Origin of the sequence: Litorimonas cladophorae, from assembly GCF_014652455.1 — a bacterium.
GTDB classification, from domain to species: Bacteria; Pseudomonadota; Alphaproteobacteria; order Caulobacterales; family Maricaulaceae; genus Litorimonas; species Litorimonas cladophorae.
Window position 1 is genome coordinate 332,538 of record NZ_BMYV01000001.1, and the last position, 17,166, is coordinate 349,703.

Consider the following 17,166-nt stretch of genomic DNA (forward strand, 5'->3'; position numbering starts at 1 on the left):
ACGAAATATGAATTTTCATCAAAATTTTTTAGTAATCTGGCGCATCGCTATTGCCGCAGTGTTGCTCGGGGTGGCGACCATTGGGGCATCCGCCCCAGCCATTGCGCAAGAGAGCGCCGCGCCCACTGTTATTCGATCCATTCAGGTTCAGGGCAACCAGCGTGTGGAAGCGAACACGGTTGCGTCTTACCTCCTTTTCTCTCCAGGTGATCCATATTCCGAAAGCCGCATGGATACATCTGTGAAGACCCTCTACGGGACTGGGCTATTTGCTGATGTTTCGATAGACCCGCGCGATGGCAATGTCCTTGTTTCGGTCATCGAGAACCCGATCATCAACCGCGTTATTCTCGAGGGGAATAAGTCCCTGAAAAGTGATAAAATCACGGATGAAATTTCAGCCGAACCGCGCGCAATTTTCACGCGAGCAAGCGTGCAAGAGGATGTGACGCGCATCATCGAGCTCTATCGTCAGTCAGGTCGTTTCGCGGCGACAGTCGCACCGAAGGTTGTTCAGCAACCGCAAAACCGTGTTGACCTCATTTTTGAAATTACTGAGGGTCCGGTAACGGGCGTAAAACGCATCAACATCATTGGTAACGCCGAGTTCCCAGACCGCCGTTTGCGCAAAGAATTGGCGACGACCGAGTCCAGCTGGTACAAATTCTTCAGCTCAAACGACAATTATGACCCAGGTCGTTTGCAGTATGATCAAGAACAACTTCGGACATTCTACACCAATCGGGGTTTCGCCGATTTCCGCGTCGTCTCTGCGGTCGCGGAATTGACCCCCGATCAAGAAGATTTCTACATCACTTTCACTGTGGATGAGGGTGACGAGTACACATGGGGCGACATCTCCGTTGAGACTAAACTGGATACGCTCAATAAAGACTTCCTTCAAAATCTGGTTCCGTTTCGCAAAGGCGAAATCTACAATGCCAGTCGGGTTGAAGATGCCATTGATAGCTTGAACTTTGCTGCCGGTATTGGCGGATATGCCTTCGTTGACATCCAACCGCAGATCGAACGGAATCGCGACACGAAGACCGTGGATATGGTTTTCAACGTTGTTGAGGGTCAGAGAACTTACATCGAACGGATCGATATTGTCGGCAACACCACCACATTAGATTCGGTCATTCGCCGTGAAATGGAACTTGTCGAAGGGGATGCCTTTAACCGTATTCTATTGGAACGCTCACGCTCTCGCGTACGCTCCTTGCGTTTCTTTGAAAACGTAGAAATCACAGAGACTCAAGGCTCTGCACCTGATCGCGCAGTTGTTGAGGTCGAAGTAACCGAGCAGCCCACTGGTGAACTCTCATTCTCGGCGGGATTCTCTTCAGCAGATGCATTCCTTGTCGATCTATCGATCACGCAGCGGAACTTGCGCGGACGAGGGCAGCTCCTTCGATTTGTGATCCGTGCCTCTTCTAATCGTCGTGAGGTCGATTTGCGGTTTACTGAGCCCCGCTTCCTTGGTCGAAACCTGGCTGCCAGCTTCAATCTTTTTGACGTCGTTATCGATTTGATTGATGAAGCCAACTTCCGCCAACGTCGGACGGGTGGACAAATTAGCTTCGCATTTCCGCTCACCGAATATACAAATTTCAACGGACGCTACACCTTACGCCAAGAAGACATCGAATTTCCACGTCAGGATGAATGCCCGAGCCTTTTGTCTGGTGCAGGGACGTCAACCAACACCGGTAACAATCGTCAGCTATTGAACTTATGTGATCAATTGGGTGGGCGGTTGTCATCAATCTTCGGCTACACTTTTGCTTGGGATCGTCGAAACGACCCCATCACGCCAACAGGGGGCTTTGATGTGCGCCTTAGCCAAGACATCGCTGGCATTGGTGGGGACGTTCAATATCTCCGCACAGATATTCGCTCAAATTACTACAAAGGCCTTTTTAAAGACGTCATTGCTTCTGCAACATTAGCGGGTGGCTATATCCGTGGCTGGGGCGGCGATACCGTTTCAATCAATGACCGTTACTTCAAAGGTAACTTTGAATTCCGCGGGTTTGATAATGCTGGCGTCGGACCGCGTGTTCTCCAGTTTAATGCGGATACAGGTGATACTCTCGTATTCGGTCAAGATGGCCGTCGTGACGCCTTGGGTGGTAACATATTCGGCTTGGCTTCGACCGAGGTGAGTTTCCCCGTGGGTATCGACTCTCTATTGGGCAGTGTCTTCTTGGAAGCCGGGACGGTTGGGTCCTTGGATGACAGTGACACTTATAACATAATCATCAGCAGTGATGATGCCAATTTCACCGTGGGTTCATCTTGTGAAGGTATTACAGCCGTAGGCGTGATCTGTGAACGCACGGAGGACGGACTTGATCCTCGTGTCACAGTCGGCGCCAGTGTTTTCTGGGAAAGCCCCTTCGGACCAATCAGGTTCGACTTTACCCAGCCTCTCGTCAAACAACAGTATGACGATAGACAATCATTCCAGTTCACCACACGAACAAGGTTCTAATCATGTTTATTCGTACTTTTATTCGCGCAGCTACAGGCATGGCCGTCGCGTTCGCTTTCGCAGGGACTGCTTTTGCGCAATCAACTATTTTGGTCGTTGATACGCAAAAAGTCCTCAAAGACTCGCTCGTTGGGCAACACGTCGCGCGTCAACTTGAAACCATTTACACGTCGGCTCAATCTGAGATGAAAGCCAAGGCGACCCCTTTGCAGACCAAAGGGAAATCGCTTCAAGATCAGTTGAAATCAAAAGGCAGCATGGAAAATGTGCGCGCAGATGCAGGCCTAACGGCCCAGCTTCAAGCTTTTCAGAACGATCAACAAAAGCTTCAAGTCGAAGAATATTACACAACGAATGAGCTAAAGATCACAGAGCAAAAAGCGATCTCACAGGTCTCCAAACGCGTTAAGACAATCATTGACCAAATCGCTCAGGAACGTAATGCGGACGTGGTTCTGGAAAAATCTCTCGTGATCTACGGCGGTCCTGCCGATGTCACAGATGTCGTAATTTCTCGTCTGAACAGCCAGATGACAACGGTTCCCGTGACCCGCGAACGCTTGCCGCGTAAGGGTTAGAATTACCTGAAATTCCTAGGCGAAGCGTACTTTACGTAACGTCTGGTAACAGTTGGTTATAGAGCTGATGCGTGTTTTCCGCGTATCAGCTCTTTTTATTTGTGCGTTGGCGCGCCTTTCCCGCTAAGAGGCCCCTATGATCGATCCTCATTTTTATACAATTTGTTCGCCACTCGACGTCGAGGAGATCGTAAAACGGTTTGGGTCCGACGGGTCTGCTCCCAGCGAAAGCCATGAGCCGATCACCGCGCCATCTTCATTGGGCGAGAGCGAATCTGGCGACATCACCTTTTTCTCGGACAAGCGTCGCCGCGACCAACTCCTGACCGCAAACGCCACGGCATGCCTGACGACGGAAAAACTAGCCCCGCTCGTCGCAGAGGCTGGCATGATTGCAATTGTCACAGATAATCCGCGCGCTGCATTTGCGCGAATATCTGGCGAGATGGTCACCATTGGGAGCGCATCAAAACCGTCCGGTCAAATCCACGACACGGCCCAGATTCATCGCTCCGCTGTAATTGGGGAAGGCGTTTCGATCGGTGCTCGGACACGGATTGGCGCGAATTCTGTGATTGAGGACGGTGTTGTGATCGGGGATGATTGCGTGGTTGAGTCTTTGGTAAGTGTGTCATTCACTAAAATGGGAAATCGGTGCCATATTAAGTCTGGCGCCATAATTGGTGGCGCTGGCTTTGGAATGGCGTCTGATGGCGGCGTTATCATTACAATTCCGCATTTGGGACGCGCCATACTTCACGACGATGTGCACGTCGGTTCTAATAGCTGCGTGGATCGCGGGCAGTTGGGGGACACGGTCCTGATGAACAATGTGAAAATCGATAATCTCGTGCAAGTCGGGCACAATGTTTTCATTGATGAGGGCGCTATGTTGGCCGGACATTCCGGTGTTTCGGGAAGCTGCCGCATCGGTAAAAATGCGATGTTTGGCGGTCGAGCGGCAACGGCGGATCATGTTGATATCGGCGAAGGCTCTATCTTAGCCGCCTTTGCAGGTGTGATGAGTAATGTTCCAGATGGAGAAATGTGGTCCGGCGTTCCAGCGATGCCAATTCGCGAACATATGCGGAGCGTTGCCGTTTTGAAGAAACTTGGAAAACGAAAGTGAACCCCGCCTTTCCTATCGAGAAAGACGCTATCATGGCGATCTTGCCTCATCGCGACCCCATGTTGTTTATCGACCGCGTCCTGAACGCTACCGAGAGCAATTTGACGGCAGAGACACATGTCGATCCAGCTTGGCCCGTGTTTGACGGCCATTTTCCTGAGTTTCCTATCATGCCAGGCGTCTTGTTGATTGAGACAATCGCGCAGGCGGGTTCTTTGATTTTAGGTCTAAGGCAAAGCGTTGCGCCGGGAAGTTTTGTTGGTTTGGCGAGCGTGAGTTCGGCCAAATTTCGACGCGCGGTTAAACCCGGCGATCGGATGAATATACACGTCAACTTGGTTCAAGAACGTCGCGGTTTTTACAAATATGAAGGCGTCATAGATGTCGACGCTCAACGTGCGGTCGAAGTCGAATTTGCTGCCGTCCAAATGTCGCTGTAGGATATAAAGATGACCGTTGAAATTCATGAGACAGCTCTTGTCGACCCTAAGGCACAACTCGGCGAAGGCGTGAAAATTGGGCCGTTCTCGCTGGTAGGCCCAGAGGTCAAATTGGGTGATAATGTCGAACTTGTGGGGCACGTAAACTTAGTCGGAAACACCTCAATTGGTGAAAGCAGCAAGCTCTACCCGTTCGTTTCTATGGGGTATGATCCGCAAGATTTTAAGCATCGAGGTGGACCAGTCGGGATCGAAATCGGGGCGAGGTGTACGTTTCGGGAAAACGTCAACATACACCCAGGCACGGATATTGGCAAACCCATCACGCGAATAGGGCATGATTGTTATTTCATGGTCGGAACCCATCTCGCGCATGAGGGGCAGATGGGCAATCATGTCGTGGTCTCTAATGGCGCACAAATTGGTGGGAACGTAACTATTGGCGATCATGCGATATTAGGCGGCCTCTGTGCCATTCACCAGCATACGCGTATAGGCGCGCATGCCTTTGTCGGGGGCATGGCGACTGTCATCAAAGACGTGATTCCATACGGCTTTGTACTTGGCAATTCCGCGCATCTTGCAGGATTAAATATCGTCGGATTGAAACGCCGTGGATTTACGCGCGAAAAAATTCGGGAGATGCGGGCAGCTTACCGTCTACTCTTTGCGCAGGAAGGCACGTTTGCTGAACGCTTAGAGGATACGAAAAACCTATATGGCGAGCACCCAATTATAAAAGAGATTGTTGCCTTTATTAGCCAAGATTCAACGCGGGCCTTAACTATGCCTAACGGCAAATAAAATGCGGATCGGTCTAATTGCGGGTGGCGGAAAATTACCGAAATACGTTGAAGCGGCTGCACTCGAAAATGGCACACTCGCGACGCTAATTGCCCTTGATCCTTTCGTATCCGAGGGTTCGTTTGAAGCCGCGCAGCACTTGCGGGTCGGGCAGATGGGTAAGATTATCAAGCTGCTCAAACGCGCAAAATGCACACATGTCTGCTTTGCCGGGGTGGTGAATCGGCCGGATTTCTCAAAAGTCAGGCCAGATTTTAAAGCCGTACGAAACTTGCCAGGCATCATCCGCGCAGCCGGGAAGGGCGATGATGCGCTCATGCGGCACATGCTGACCTTATTCGAGAATGAAGGGTTTGAGATTATTTCACCTCAGGAGGTCTGTCAGGACCTTATGTTAAGTGACGGTGTGTTGGGGGCTGTTCCCATGCCAGAAGCCCATCGGACCGACGCTCTGAAAGCCTGCGAGATTGCCGCCGCGATTGGAGCTTTGGACATCGGACAAGGCGTCGTCGTGGCGCGCGGAGTGACACTTGCCGTCGAAGCGCAGGAAGGCACGGATGCCATGCTTTCGCGCGTTGCATCGCTGCCAATCGAATTGCGTGGTTCCCTCACTGAACGTGTGGGAGTGTTAGCGAAGCTGGTAAAACCGACACAGGATACGCGTGTTGATTTGCCGACAATCGGACCAGAAACGATCCGACGCGCTGCTGCGGCGGGTCTGGCAGGGATAGTTGCAGAGGCTGGCGGGGCTTTTGTGATCGACCGTACTCAGACTGTCCGACTGGCAAATGAAGCGGGCCTATTTATCGCTGGTCTGCCCACAGCAAAATGAATATCTACCTGATCGCAGTAGAGCCTTCTGCGGATCAATTGGGCGCTGACCTCGCCCAAGAGCTTCGAGCGCTCGATCCGAACCTCGTCTTGTCCGGTATCGGTGGTGCGCGCATGGCCGACGTTGGCATAGCTAGCGCCGTGAACACCAACGGTTTGGCGATACTTGGCATCACCGAAGCTCTAATGCGCTTGCCGTTAGTTTACCGAAAGATTGCGGAAGCCTCAGCCGATATCGAGGCAGCGCAACCCGACATGGTCGTGATGATCGACAGTTATGGGTTTATGGTACGGTTGGCGGAGCGCTTACGCAAACATGGGTTCGAAAAGACCCTCGTGAAGTATGTTGCGCCTCAGGTCTGGGCGACGCGTCCATCGAGAGCCAAACGTTTGGCGCGCTTGTTCGACCACTTGCTGACGCTGCACCCTTTCGAAGCCGATTGGTTCACGCCATTGGGCCTACCGACGCAGCATGTTGGAAACGCTGTTTTTGACACAGACTACAAGTCGGGAGATCCAAATGCCCTGCGTCAGAAATATGACCTTGGTGATCGTCCGATTTTGTCAGTCTTCTTCGGAAGCCGTCCCTCAGAAATCAAGCGTCTGGCAAAGCCGTTCAGCGCGACGGTGCAGGCTCTGAAGGAACAGATACCTGACCTGGCTATTCTTAGCCCTGTATCTGCATCAGTCGCAGAAGATGTCGGCGCCGCTGCGGGTTCCGATCCATCCATGAATGACATCATACTTTTGCCTGAAGACACGAAACTGGACGTTATGGCGTGTTCAATGGCGGCATTGGCATGTTCGGGAACGGTAACGACACAACTCGCCTGCGCAGGCGTGCCTACTGTTGTTGCTTATCGAATGAGTTGGCTAACGTCTGTTTTGGTCGGCATGATGTTGAATTCAAAATATATTTCGATGGTCAACATCGATGCGAAGGCGTCCCTGATGCCCGAATTTGTTCAAAAATCTGTCACTGTTGATAATCTGGTCAGAGCAGTGTCGCGTTACCTCATCGATACAAAAAAACGCGCCGCTGCGAGCGACGCGTTGATTTTACAAACTAATCTGATGCGAGGGTCAAAGACCCAATCCGCCAGCGCGCAAGCCGCGCAAGCGATTGTCGAGCTCTTACAAGCGCCTTAGCGCTTGTTGAGAGGCGTGTAGACGCGTGGCTCAGCACCAGAATAGAGCTGGCGTGGACGGCCAATACGCTGGCTAGGATCTTCCAACATTTCGTTCCACTGTGAAATCCAACCGACTGTCCGCGCGAGCGAGAAGAGCACGGTGAACATCGACGTCGGGAATCCAAGAGCTGAGAGCACGATGCCGGAGTAGAAGTCGACATTTGGATAAAGCTTCTTGGAAACGAAATACTCGTCTTCTAACGCGATCTTCTCAAGTTCTTTCGCGACGTCCAGAATTGGATTGCTGATGTCGAGTTCGTCCAGAACCTCGTGCGCAACTTTCTGCATAACACGGGAGCGCGGATCGAAGTTTTTGTACACGCGATGCCCAAAGCCCATAAGACGGAAAGGATCATTCTTATCTTTTGCACGAGCAATGAACTCAGGAATGCGATCAACAGTTCCAATTTCCTGCAGCATTTTCAAACAAGCTTCGTTTGCGCCGCCGTGGCTCGGTCCCCAAAGGCAAGCGATGCCAGACGCGATACAGGCATAAGGGTTCGCACCCGAAGAGCCAGCCAAGCGCACGGTTGATGTCGATGCGTTTTGCTCGTGATCGGCATGAAGGATAAAGATTTTATCCATAGCGCGGGCGATAGTGGGGGAAACCTTGTAAGGTTCTGCTGGAACGCTGAAACACATTTTCAAGAAGTTTTCGGCGTATGACAATGAGTTATCGGGATAGACTGTCGGTTGTCCTATGGAATATTTGTAAGCGCGGGCCGCGATTGTAGGGATCTTCGCGATCAAACGGTGGATCGCCATGTCGCGAGCTGCATCAACAGTTGTGTGGGTGTCATCATGGTAGAAACCTGACAACGCGCCAACCGTACCGCACATCATCGCCATAGGGTGACTATCGCGGCGAAAACCATTGAAGAAATGTTCAATTTGGTCGTGCAACATTGTATGCGATGTGATGGTGTTCGTGAACTTCGTGTTCTGCTGTTGGTTCGGCAATTCACCATTGATTAGAAGATAAGCGACTTCGAGGAAGGTCGAGTTTTCGGCTAAGTCTTCAATGTCATAACCACGATAAAGGAGCTGTCCTTCATTGCCGTTGATAAAGGTGATTTGGCTTTCTGTGGAACAAGTCGACGTATAGCCTGGGTCGAAAGTAAAATGGCCCGTCTGTTTATACAGAGATCGGACATCAATCCCGGGAGCGCCCATTGTACCCTTCATGATCGGAAGCTCATAGCTTTTCCCATCAATCGTAACGGTTGCCGTTCCCGTATTTGTAATTTTGTTTTCCATATTCAGTTAGCCTTCCTGTGCGTATCGTCTTCTTATTGAGTCAGTTATCTTATCCAAATGCAGCGATGGCATCGTCCAAACGACCCAAAGTCTCGTCGGGGCCCAAAAGGGCCAGAACGACGGAAAGATCGGGTGAGGGCGAGCCGCCCGTCAGAGCCGCACGAACGGGTTGTCCAATGCGGCCAAAGCCGAGCTCACGCTGCTCTGCAAAGTCTTTGAGTTCAGTATCCAGCGCCTCTGCAGTCCACGGCGCGTCTTTGCGGGATTTTAACGCCAGAGTCAAAGCCGAGAGAAGCTCAATTACGCCGTCGCGTTTCAAGGGTTTTGCTGTTTTTCCGGAGATGTCGAGCGGCCGAATATCCATGAGATAGCGGGCTTGGTCCGCCAGTTCGATGAGCGTTTTTGATCGAGGCTTCAGTGTCGGCATCCCGCGCAAAATCCGGTCTTGAACGATCGGCGCAATGGGCCCTGCATTGACCGTTTCAAGAAATGGAAGCGCGTGTTCCATCAGAGCTGCATCTGACATATGCGTCATATGTTGGGCGTTGATATAATCCATTTTATCAAAGTCCAAACGGGCCGCCGATGCCGTAATTCCTTGCAGAGAGAACGCCTGCGTGAGTTCGGCGTCATCGAGAAAAATTTCTGTATCCCCGTAACTCCAGCCGAGTTTAACGAGGTAGTTGCGCAACCCAGACGGCAGATAGCCCAAATTCGCATAGGCATCGACACCTAGCGCGCCATGCCGCTTTGACAGTTTCTTCCCATCGGGGCCGTGGATGAGCGGTACGTGGGCCCATTCAGGAACATCCCAACCCAGAGCTTGATAGAGCTGCGTCTGACGACCTGCATTGATAAGATGATCGTCACCGCGAATGACATGCGTAACGTCCATATCTCGGTCATCCACAACCACTGCCAACATATATGTTGGGGTTCCGTCTGCACGGAGAAGAACAAGGTCATCAAAGCTGTCGTTCTGCCACGTTACCTCGCCTTGAACATGATCTTTTATTGTTGTCACGCCTTCCGGAACTCGGAATCGAACTGCGAAAGGTAGATCGGGTTGATCGGTTCGCTCGCGACAAGGGCTACGAAACGCGCGATTATTTTCGCGAGCCTGTGCTTTCAAATCTTCGACTTGCTCTGGAGTTTGATAACATCGGTAGGCTGCGCCGCTTTCGAGCAATGCGTTGGCGGCTGCGACATGTGCATCGACATTTTTGCTTTGGTAAACGATCTCTCCATCCGCGTGCAGGCCGAGCCAATCCATGCCTTTCAGAATGGCGGCCGTGGCGTCATCGGTACTGCGGGCTTTATCTGTATCCTCGATGCGGAGTTTAAACTGGCCGCCCATTTTTTTGGCAAAATACCAATTAAACAGGGCCGTACGCGCCCCGCCAATATGCAGATAACCCGTCGGCGACGGAGCAAAACGAGTGACAACTGGACGCGACATGGAGGTTTAATACTTTCGGGGTTGCATTGTTCCTAAACTTGGGCGCTCTATGGCATGCGATGGTTGACGTGAATAGAGATTTTCAGGACGGGTTTACGCAATCCGCACCTTCAAAAATGAGGGTGTCTCAAGCCCTTGAGACTGTCGATTCTTCGATCGGGTTCAATTCTGGGATTATCGCATTCGGAGTAGGCATTGCTGCCTATTTCGCGTGGTCTGGTGAGCCATCGTCTACCGTGATTGCGGGTATGCTCAGTCTCGCCGCCTTCATGTGGTGGATATTCGACCGCAAGGGCTGGCAGGGTTTAAGCCTCGTCTGGATCATATTGCTTGTTCTGCTGGGTTTGGGGCGAGCGAGTTGGCACACGACAATAGCCGATGCGCCCAGATTGCCCGCTGTCGAGCGGACCTATCGCATTGAAGGTTGGGTAAGCGCGATTGAAAAATCCGGCAAGAGTGAGCGTTATGTTGTTGAAACACATAAAGTTCGCGGGCTGACCGCCGAGAGAATGCCAGAACGCTTGCGCATTCGGATTACCAAAAAACCTGAGCCGCCGATTGTCGCGGGTGATACCATCAATTGGCTGGTTGCCGCGAGGGCGCCTCCGTCGGCTGTTGTGCCGAGTGGATATGATTCGGGACAGGTGGCCTATTTTCGTCAGATCGGAGGGTTTGGGTTTGGATATGGCGCGCCGCAGCGTCAAGCCGATGTGGACTTGCCGCCGCTGGACTCACTGCGTCGGGCGGTTGTTCGGTGGCGATACCACATTGCGGATCGTGTCATGGCTGCAGCCCCGCCAAAAACGGCGGGTCTGCAAGCCGCGTTGATGACGGGTGTACGGCGTTTCATTCCGACTGAACAAACCGAAAATCTCCGCATAGCGGGTTTGGCCCATATACTCGCAATTTCGGGTTTGCATATGGCTTTGCTAGCAGGCGGAACATACTCCGCCATAACATTCGTCCTAGCCTGTATCTTGCCCCTATCGCGGCGATATGACGTGCGAAAATTCGCTGCTGTGACGGCCATTGGCGCGGCGACGTTTTACTTGGTTCTGTCTGGCGCATCTGTCGCAACGCAGCGGGCTTGGGTCATGTCGACGATTTTCTTTTTGGCGATTGTCCTAGACAGACGAGCGATCTCGATGCGGTCAGTGTCTGTGGCGGCTTTGATTACATTGGCTCTACATCCAGAAAGCTTGATATCGGTGGGCTTTCAGATGTCTTTCGCCGCCGTGGTGGCGCTGGTTGCGACCTATCAAGCCTGGCAAACGATGCGCCCCGCATTCACTCAGCGGAGTATTTCTAGGAAGATGGTCGATTTCTTTGCCTCTCTAAGCGTCACCAGTTTGGTTGCTGGTTTCGCGACCGGGGCCTTCGCCTTATTTCACTTCAACCGAATTGCGCAATATGGTTTTGCGGGAAACCTTTTGGCGATGCCGCTCTTCTCACTTTTTGTGATGCCTTTGGCGGTTCTTTCGCTGCTGACAATGCCTTTTGGGTTGGAGGGACTTCCCCTTCAGCTCATGGGGTTGGCCTTAGAACCCATCTTGAAGGCTGCCGAATGGGTGGCAGGTTGGCCTGGTGCGATGGCCTATATTGGGGCGGCTCCAAATTGGGTGTTGCCCCTATTTAGTCTGGGTTTTGTGGCTGTATGCATGGGGCAGAAATGGGTGCGTCTGCTTGGACTTGGGGCGATCCTGCTGGCATTCTTAGGATGGAATACAGCTTCAACGCCAGATCTGCGCATTTCTGATTCGGCTAAGGTTGCATTTTGGCAGCCACCTGAGAGTGGGACAGGGGACCCGGTCCTTATGGTTGGATCACGCAGGCCCGACCGATATGGCCGAGAGCAATTTGCGCAACGAGCGGGCCTCAATGATGTGGATTGGGCACCCTATACAGACCGTATTGCGCAATGCGACGCGCTGGCCTGTCGCGCAAAGATTGGCGCGTGGCAAATTTCGATCTTACAAAACCCATCTGAAGTCCCAGAGGAGTGCGAAGCGTCCGATCTTGTCATTCTCGCGGTACGGAGTGCTGGACCCGTTGCACGAAGAAATTGCTCTGCGGTACTGGTCGATGAGTCGACCTTGCGGGAGACGGGGGCGCTGGATGTTTACCTCAAGGATCACCTTACAATAAAGGCCGCGCGCCCCTCGGAGGAGAAGCGGCGGCCTTGGCATTAGGATGGTTGCAAACGGTTTATTGGTAACTTCTGACCAAGCCGACCAAAACGCCTTGAACTTCAACGCGGTCTGGACCGTAGGTCTTTGTTGGAAAGTCTTTGTTTTCGGCGATCAACTCGACTTCATTTCCTGTGCGATAAATACGCTTGAGGGTCGCTTCGTCTTGATCGACGAGGGCGACCACAATTTCATTGTTCCGCGCTGTATTGGCTTTGCGAATAACGACAATATCGCCATCCATAATACCCGCTTCGATCATTGACTCGCCTTCGACTTCCAAAGCGTAGTGATCGCCATTGCCCATCATAGAGGGCGGTACGGCCATCAGATTATGTGTATCTTCAATCGCCGCAATCGGCAGACCCGCCGCGATCTTGCCGACAAATGGAATCTCGTAAGTGTCATTAGCCGCGACAGGCGTTAGCGCGGAGTCGCTACTGTAGCCTTCGGGGAGTTTCAGGACTTCTAGGGCTCTCGCTTTGTTGGGGAGGCGGCGGATAAAGCCGCGTTCTTCCAAGGCGCTGATCAAACGATGGATACCCGACTTAGACGCCAAACCCAGCGAATCCTTCATCTCGTCATATGACGGCGGCACACCAACGGCTTGAATCCGCTTATCAATGAGAATGAGTAGGTCTCTTTGTTTTTGGGTTAGCATCCAAATATCTCCGAACAAAATAGCAACATCATCTTTTGTTCTATGGATGTTCTTTTATTTGTCAAGTTAGAACCAAACCCTCTGCATTGCTTCAAGAAATTTTTCATCAATATCAAACGGGGAACTATCGCCAATTACGCCAGCAACAACGTATTTGGGGCACATTGCAGTTGTGCCGCCGTCTACCCAATCGATAATTTTCTGCGGTTTGAATAGATGTCGACAATGGAAGCAGCCACATTGGAAGCTATCGGTGATTTCTTGACGATGGTTGGATGAGTGTTTGTGCGCTACCCTCAACCAGTGATCCGGGGGTAAATCTAAGATACCCATTTACGTTACCAAAAGAGCCCGCGTCGCCCCTGCAACATCATCCTGCCGCATTAGGCTCTCGCCAATCAAATACCCCTGCGCGCCATCACCTGCGAGGCGTTTGATGTCTTCACGTGTGAAGATGCCTGACTCCGCGATCAACGTGCAACCATTTGGAGCCAGCGGGGCGAGGCGGGTGAAGGTGTCTAATGATGTATCGAATGTGCGCAGGTCGCGGTTATTGATCCCTAGCAGCGTTCCACCAAGTTTAATCGCGCGGGCAAGTTCGTCTTCGTCATGGGTCTCAATCAGGGCGTCGAGGCCAAGAGCATTAGCTTCATCTATGAGGGCTTTGCCGGTGGCATCATCAATCATCGCCATGATGATCAAGACACAATCCGCGCCCATCGCCGCACTTTCTACAATCTGAATTGGGTCGAGCATGAAGTCTTTGCGGAGTAGAGGCAGGGTTGTTGCTGCGCGGACCTGCGCGAAGATCGCGTTGCTGCCTTGGAATCCTGGTCCATCCGTCAGGACAGAGAGGCAGGTTGCACCGCCTGTTTCATAGGCTTTGGCAATCGCTTCGGGGTCAAAGTCCTCTCGGATGATTCCTTTGGAGGGGCTGGCTTTTTTAACCTCGCAAATCAGGGCAGGGCCTGTAGCGGCGAGTATAGCGGCTTCAAATCCGCGTGGTTTAGATAAAAGGGCGGCGTCGGCGCGAAGCGCTTCAATCGTCGTTTTGCTTTTAAGGTCTTCAACTTCATCGGCCTTATAGGCAGCAATGCGTTTCAACACATCTGGCGCGTCCATCAAGCTACCCATGAGAGAACTCCACCAAGCGTGAAAGGATGGTTTTTGCGTTGCCCGTGTCGATGGATTTGGCGGCCATCTCCAGACCTTCGGCGACGTCGGTGACCTTGCCTGCGATGGTCAATGTGGCGGCAGTGTTTAGTCTGACGATTTCACGATAGGGCGATAGTTCACCGTTCAACAAAGCGTCGAGTGCCGCGGCGTTTCGCTCTGGCGCGCCGCCCGCGAGTGCCGATAGAGGTACGGAGGATAAGCCAAATGTTTCGGGTACAATTTCAAATTCTGTTATGGTGCCGTCTTTCAAATGAGCGACGGTGGTCGGGCCAGTGGTTGTAATCTCATCCATGCCATCCTGCCCGTGAACCACCATTGCAGACGTTACTCCATTTGCTTTGAGCGCTTCGGCCATTGGGCGCACAAGATGGGCTTCTGCGCTACCGACCAACATATGTGTGACGCTGGCGGGGTTTGAAAGCGGGCCTAAGCGATTGAAAATCGTGCGTGTCCCGATCTGTTTCCGAGCAGGTCCGACATGGCGCATGGCAGGGTGATAGGTTGGAGCGAACAGGAACCCCATGCCGACGTCTGACACGGCCGCAGCGGCCCGCTCTGGACTCATGCCTATATTCACACCCAGTTCTGAGAGTGTATCTGCTGTACCTGTCGGGCTGCTCGCGCCGCGATTTCCGTGTTTTGCGACGGGTACCCCTGCGCCCGCGACAACGAAAGCCGTCGCGGTTGATATGGACAAAAGCTTGAGACCCGTTCCGCCTGTGCCGACGATATCAACCGCGCCTTCGGGCACGACGACGCGGCGCATATGTTCGCGCATCACGGCAACGCCAGCGGTCAGTTGTTCCGCGCCCACGCCTTCAGCCTCAATTTGAACCAAGGCTTTGACGATGTCGGGAGCTTCCATTTCGCCCGACAGCATAGCCGTCAGTGCGGCACGGAGATCGTCGGCATTCACGCCATCAGCTCCAAAAACTTGCCGATCAATTTGTGACCATTTTCGGATGCGATAGATTCGGGGTGAAACTGCAGACCGTGGATGGGGCGGGTCGCGTGGCGTAGACCCATGATTTCGCCGTCATCAACCCAGGAATTCACGAGCAATTCGCCGGGGAGGCTTTCACGTTCCACAGATAATGAATGATAGCGCGTGGCGTTAAACGGACTTTCCAATCCCGCAAACACACCCGTACCATCATGATGCATTGGAGAGATTTTGCCGTGCATGATTTCCTTGGCGCGAATGACTTTCCCGCCAAAGGCCTGACCAATACTTTGCATGCCAAGACAAATACCGAGGATCGGCAGGTCGTCTGGCGCGTTTGCGATGAGGTCAAGGCAGATGCCCGCTTCATTCGGTGTGCAAGGACCCGGTGACAAAAGAATGCCCTTTGCGCCCATTGCGAGGGCCTCTGCCGCGCTCAGGTCATCATTTCGGATGACTTTGGTATCTGCGCCTAATTCCTGCGCATAGTGCACAAGGTTATAAGTAAAGCTGTCGTAATTATCGATGACGAGGAGCATGGCTTAGCGATTGCCTCCGAACCTGACACTTTGTTCGGCGGCGCGGAACAGAGCGTTGGATTTGTGGATCGTTTCTTCAAATTCCATCTGGGCGACACTGTCCATAACAATGCCTGCACCCGCGCGGACATGCAGCGTGCCATCTTTGACGATGGCGGTCCGCAGCGCGATGGCCGTATCCATGTCACCCGTGACAGAGAGGTAACCAATAGCGCCCGCATAGATGCCGCGCTTTTCGTCTTCCAATTCGTCGATAATTTCCATCGCGCGAACCTTAGGTGCGCCGCTAACAGTACCGGCCGGAAATCCTGCGAAGAGGGCATCTAGCGTGTCCAAACCATCGCGGATTTCACCGATGACATTAGAGACAATGTGCATGACGTGGCTGTAGCGTTCGATCGTAAAACGCTCGGTGACTTTGACTGTGCCGGGTTTTGCGACACGGCCAACATCATTGCGACCCAAATCGAGCAACATCAGATGTTCTGCGCATTCTTTTGGATCGGCGAGCAAATCCGCTTCGAACTGGTTGTCTTCGACCGTGGTTTTTCCGCGCGGGCGCGTGCCTGCGATGGGCCGAACTGTGACGGTGTTATCGCGCAAACGGACAAGGATTTCGGGGCTAGAACCAATGACCTGATGGTCGTCGAAATCTAGGAAATAGAGAAAAGGCGATGGGTTCATGCGGCGCAAGGATCGGTAAAGCGCAAAGGGCGACGCGGGCAATGGGGCGGATAGACGTTGGCCGATGACGACTTGGAAGACATCACCCGCGAGAATGTAGTCTTTCGCCTTGGCAACGCGTGCGCCGAATGTCGACGCATCCGTTCCCATGGTTGGCGTTAAGGTGGGAATGGCAACGTCCCGACTGAAATTGGCTGAGACGGGCAGGGCAAGATCGGCGGCAACGCGTTCAATCCGTGCACAAGCTTCGTCATAATTTCCATTCGCTGGCAGAGGCGACGCAATGATAATTTCTTGGGCAACTTGATCAAAGATACACACAATTCGAGGGCGGACTTTAATCGCGTCGGGTGTGCCAATTGGATCGTGCTTTGCGCCGGGCAAGCTTTCGACCTGACGCACCATGTCATAGCCGAGGTAACCAAAAAGCCCTGAAGCCATCGGGGGAATGTCTTCGGGTAAATCAAAGCTGACTTCGTCTTGCAGCGCGCGCAAAGCGTCCAGAGGTTTGCCTTCGTAGGGCGAATATGTCGAACCACCATCTCGGCTGATCTCGCTCTGGTCGCCATGAGAGCGCCAGACGATGTCGGGATCGAAACCGAAAAAACTATAACGCCCGCGCTGTTCACCGCCTGTTACAGACTCGAACAAAAACGCATAAGGCTTTCCTAATCCCGCTTTGAGGAAAGCCGAGACAGGTGTGTCGATATCATTAATGACGCGCGCGTGGACCAATTGGGCCTTTTGCGTATCAACGGTATCACGCGATGGAAAAAACGTGAGTGTCATCGC

15 protein-coding genes are annotated in these 17,166 nt (G+C 52.6%); 8 read left to right on the top strand and 7 right to left on the bottom strand.

Annotated features, from left to right (window positions below; translation table 11 throughout):
- The first annotated feature begins 7 nt into the window (after nucleotides 1-7).
- The 7 genes from bamA to lpxB all read left to right on the top strand — a co-directional run bounded on the left by bamA (nucleotide 8) and on the right by lpxB (nucleotide 7,428).
- On the top strand, nucleotides 8-2,497 hold the full coding sequence (gene bamA / locus IE073_RS01705; RefSeq protein WP_189580486.1) for an outer membrane protein assembly factor BamA: 2,490 nt from the start codon (nucleotides 8-10) through the stop codon (nucleotides 2,495-2,497).
- 2 nt (nucleotides 2,498-2,499) lie between these two features.
- On the top strand, nucleotides 2,500-3,075 hold the full coding sequence (locus tag IE073_RS01710; protein ID WP_189580489.1) for an OmpH/Skp family outer membrane protein: 576 nt from the start codon (nucleotides 2,500-2,502) through the stop codon (nucleotides 3,073-3,075).
- 136 nt (nucleotides 3,076-3,211) lie between these two features.
- On the top strand, nucleotides 3,212-4,204 hold the full coding sequence (gene lpxD / locus IE073_RS01715; RefSeq protein ID WP_189580493.1) for a UDP-3-O-(3-hydroxymyristoyl)glucosamine N-acyltransferase: 993 nt from the start codon (nucleotides 3,212-3,214) through the stop codon (nucleotides 4,202-4,204).
- A gap of 32 nt (nucleotides 4,205-4,236) precedes the next feature.
- Entirely contained in the window at nucleotides 4,237-4,644 is a 408-nt protein-coding gene (gene fabZ, locus IE073_RS01720) for a 3-hydroxyacyl-ACP dehydratase FabZ (RefSeq protein ID WP_189580496.1), read from the top strand.
- Nucleotides 4,645-4,653: 9 nt separating this feature from the next.
- Nucleotides 4,654-5,448, top strand: a complete 795-nt coding sequence (gene lpxA / locus IE073_RS01725; RefSeq protein WP_189580499.1) for an acyl-ACP--UDP-N-acetylglucosamine O-acyltransferase — start codon at nucleotides 4,654-4,656, stop codon at nucleotides 5,446-5,448.
- 1 nt (nucleotide 5,449) lies between these two features.
- Nucleotides 5,450-6,280: an LpxI family protein gene (locus IE073_RS01730; RefSeq protein ID WP_189580502.1), complete on the top strand. Its 831-nt coding sequence runs from the start codon at nucleotides 5,450-5,452 to the stop codon at nucleotides 6,278-6,280.
- The gene (gene lpxB, locus IE073_RS01735; RefSeq protein WP_189580505.1) at nucleotides 6,277-7,428 is read left to right on the top strand and encodes a lipid-A-disaccharide synthase; all 1,152 of its coding nucleotides are present in this window, start codon (nucleotides 6,277-6,279) and stop codon (nucleotides 7,426-7,428) included. The genes IE073_RS01730 and lpxB overlap by 4 nt, the downstream gene beginning before the upstream one ends.
- Here lpxB and IE073_RS01740 read toward each other — a convergent pair.
- Nucleotides 7,425-8,726: a citrate synthase gene (locus tag IE073_RS01740; RefSeq protein WP_189580509.1), complete on the bottom strand. Its 1,302-nt coding sequence runs from the start codon at nucleotides 8,724-8,726 to the stop codon at nucleotides 7,425-7,427. The genes lpxB and IE073_RS01740 overlap by 4 nt on opposite strands.
- 49 nt (nucleotides 8,727-8,775) lie before the next feature.
- A complete protein-coding gene (gene gltX / locus IE073_RS01745; protein WP_189580512.1) occupies nucleotides 8,776-10,185 on the bottom strand; it encodes a glutamate--tRNA ligase in 1,410 nt (469 codons plus the stop codon).
- A 59-nt stretch (nucleotides 10,186-10,244) separates the two neighbouring features.
- Between gltX and IE073_RS01750 the strand changes: the two genes are divergently transcribed.
- Nucleotides 10,245-12,374: a ComEC/Rec2 family competence protein gene (locus IE073_RS01750; protein WP_189580516.1), complete on the top strand. Its 2,130-nt coding sequence runs from the start codon at nucleotides 10,245-10,247 to the stop codon at nucleotides 12,372-12,374.
- A 16-nt stretch (nucleotides 12,375-12,390) separates the two neighbouring features.
- Here IE073_RS01750 and lexA read toward each other — a convergent pair whose 3' ends face one another.
- The 5 genes from lexA to trpE form a co-directional block, all read right to left on the bottom strand.
- Entirely contained in the window at nucleotides 12,391-13,032 is a 642-nt protein-coding gene (gene lexA / locus IE073_RS01755; RefSeq protein ID WP_189580519.1) for a transcriptional repressor LexA, read from the bottom strand.
- 333 nt (nucleotides 13,033-13,365) lie between these two features.
- Nucleotides 13,366-14,166, bottom strand: coding sequence for an indole-3-glycerol phosphate synthase TrpC (gene trpC / locus IE073_RS01760; protein ID WP_233349718.1), 801 nt, complete (start codon nucleotides 14,164-14,166; stop codon nucleotides 13,366-13,368).
- Nucleotides 14,159-15,124: an anthranilate phosphoribosyltransferase gene (gene trpD, locus IE073_RS01765; RefSeq protein ID WP_233349720.1), complete on the bottom strand. Its 966-nt coding sequence runs from the start codon at nucleotides 15,122-15,124 to the stop codon at nucleotides 14,159-14,161. The genes trpC and trpD overlap by 8 nt, the downstream gene beginning before the upstream one ends.
- Complete coding sequence (locus IE073_RS01770; RefSeq protein ID WP_189580522.1) at nucleotides 15,121-15,690, bottom strand: anthranilate synthase component II; 570 nt, start codon at nucleotides 15,688-15,690, stop codon at nucleotides 15,121-15,123. Before IE073_RS01770 ends, trpD begins: the two co-directional genes overlap by 4 nt.
- A 3-nt stretch (nucleotides 15,691-15,693) precedes the next feature.
- Entirely contained in the window at nucleotides 15,694-17,163 is a 1,470-nt protein-coding gene (gene trpE / locus IE073_RS01775; protein ID WP_189580525.1) for an anthranilate synthase component I, read from the bottom strand.
- Nucleotides 17,164-17,166: the final 3 nt, after the last annotated feature.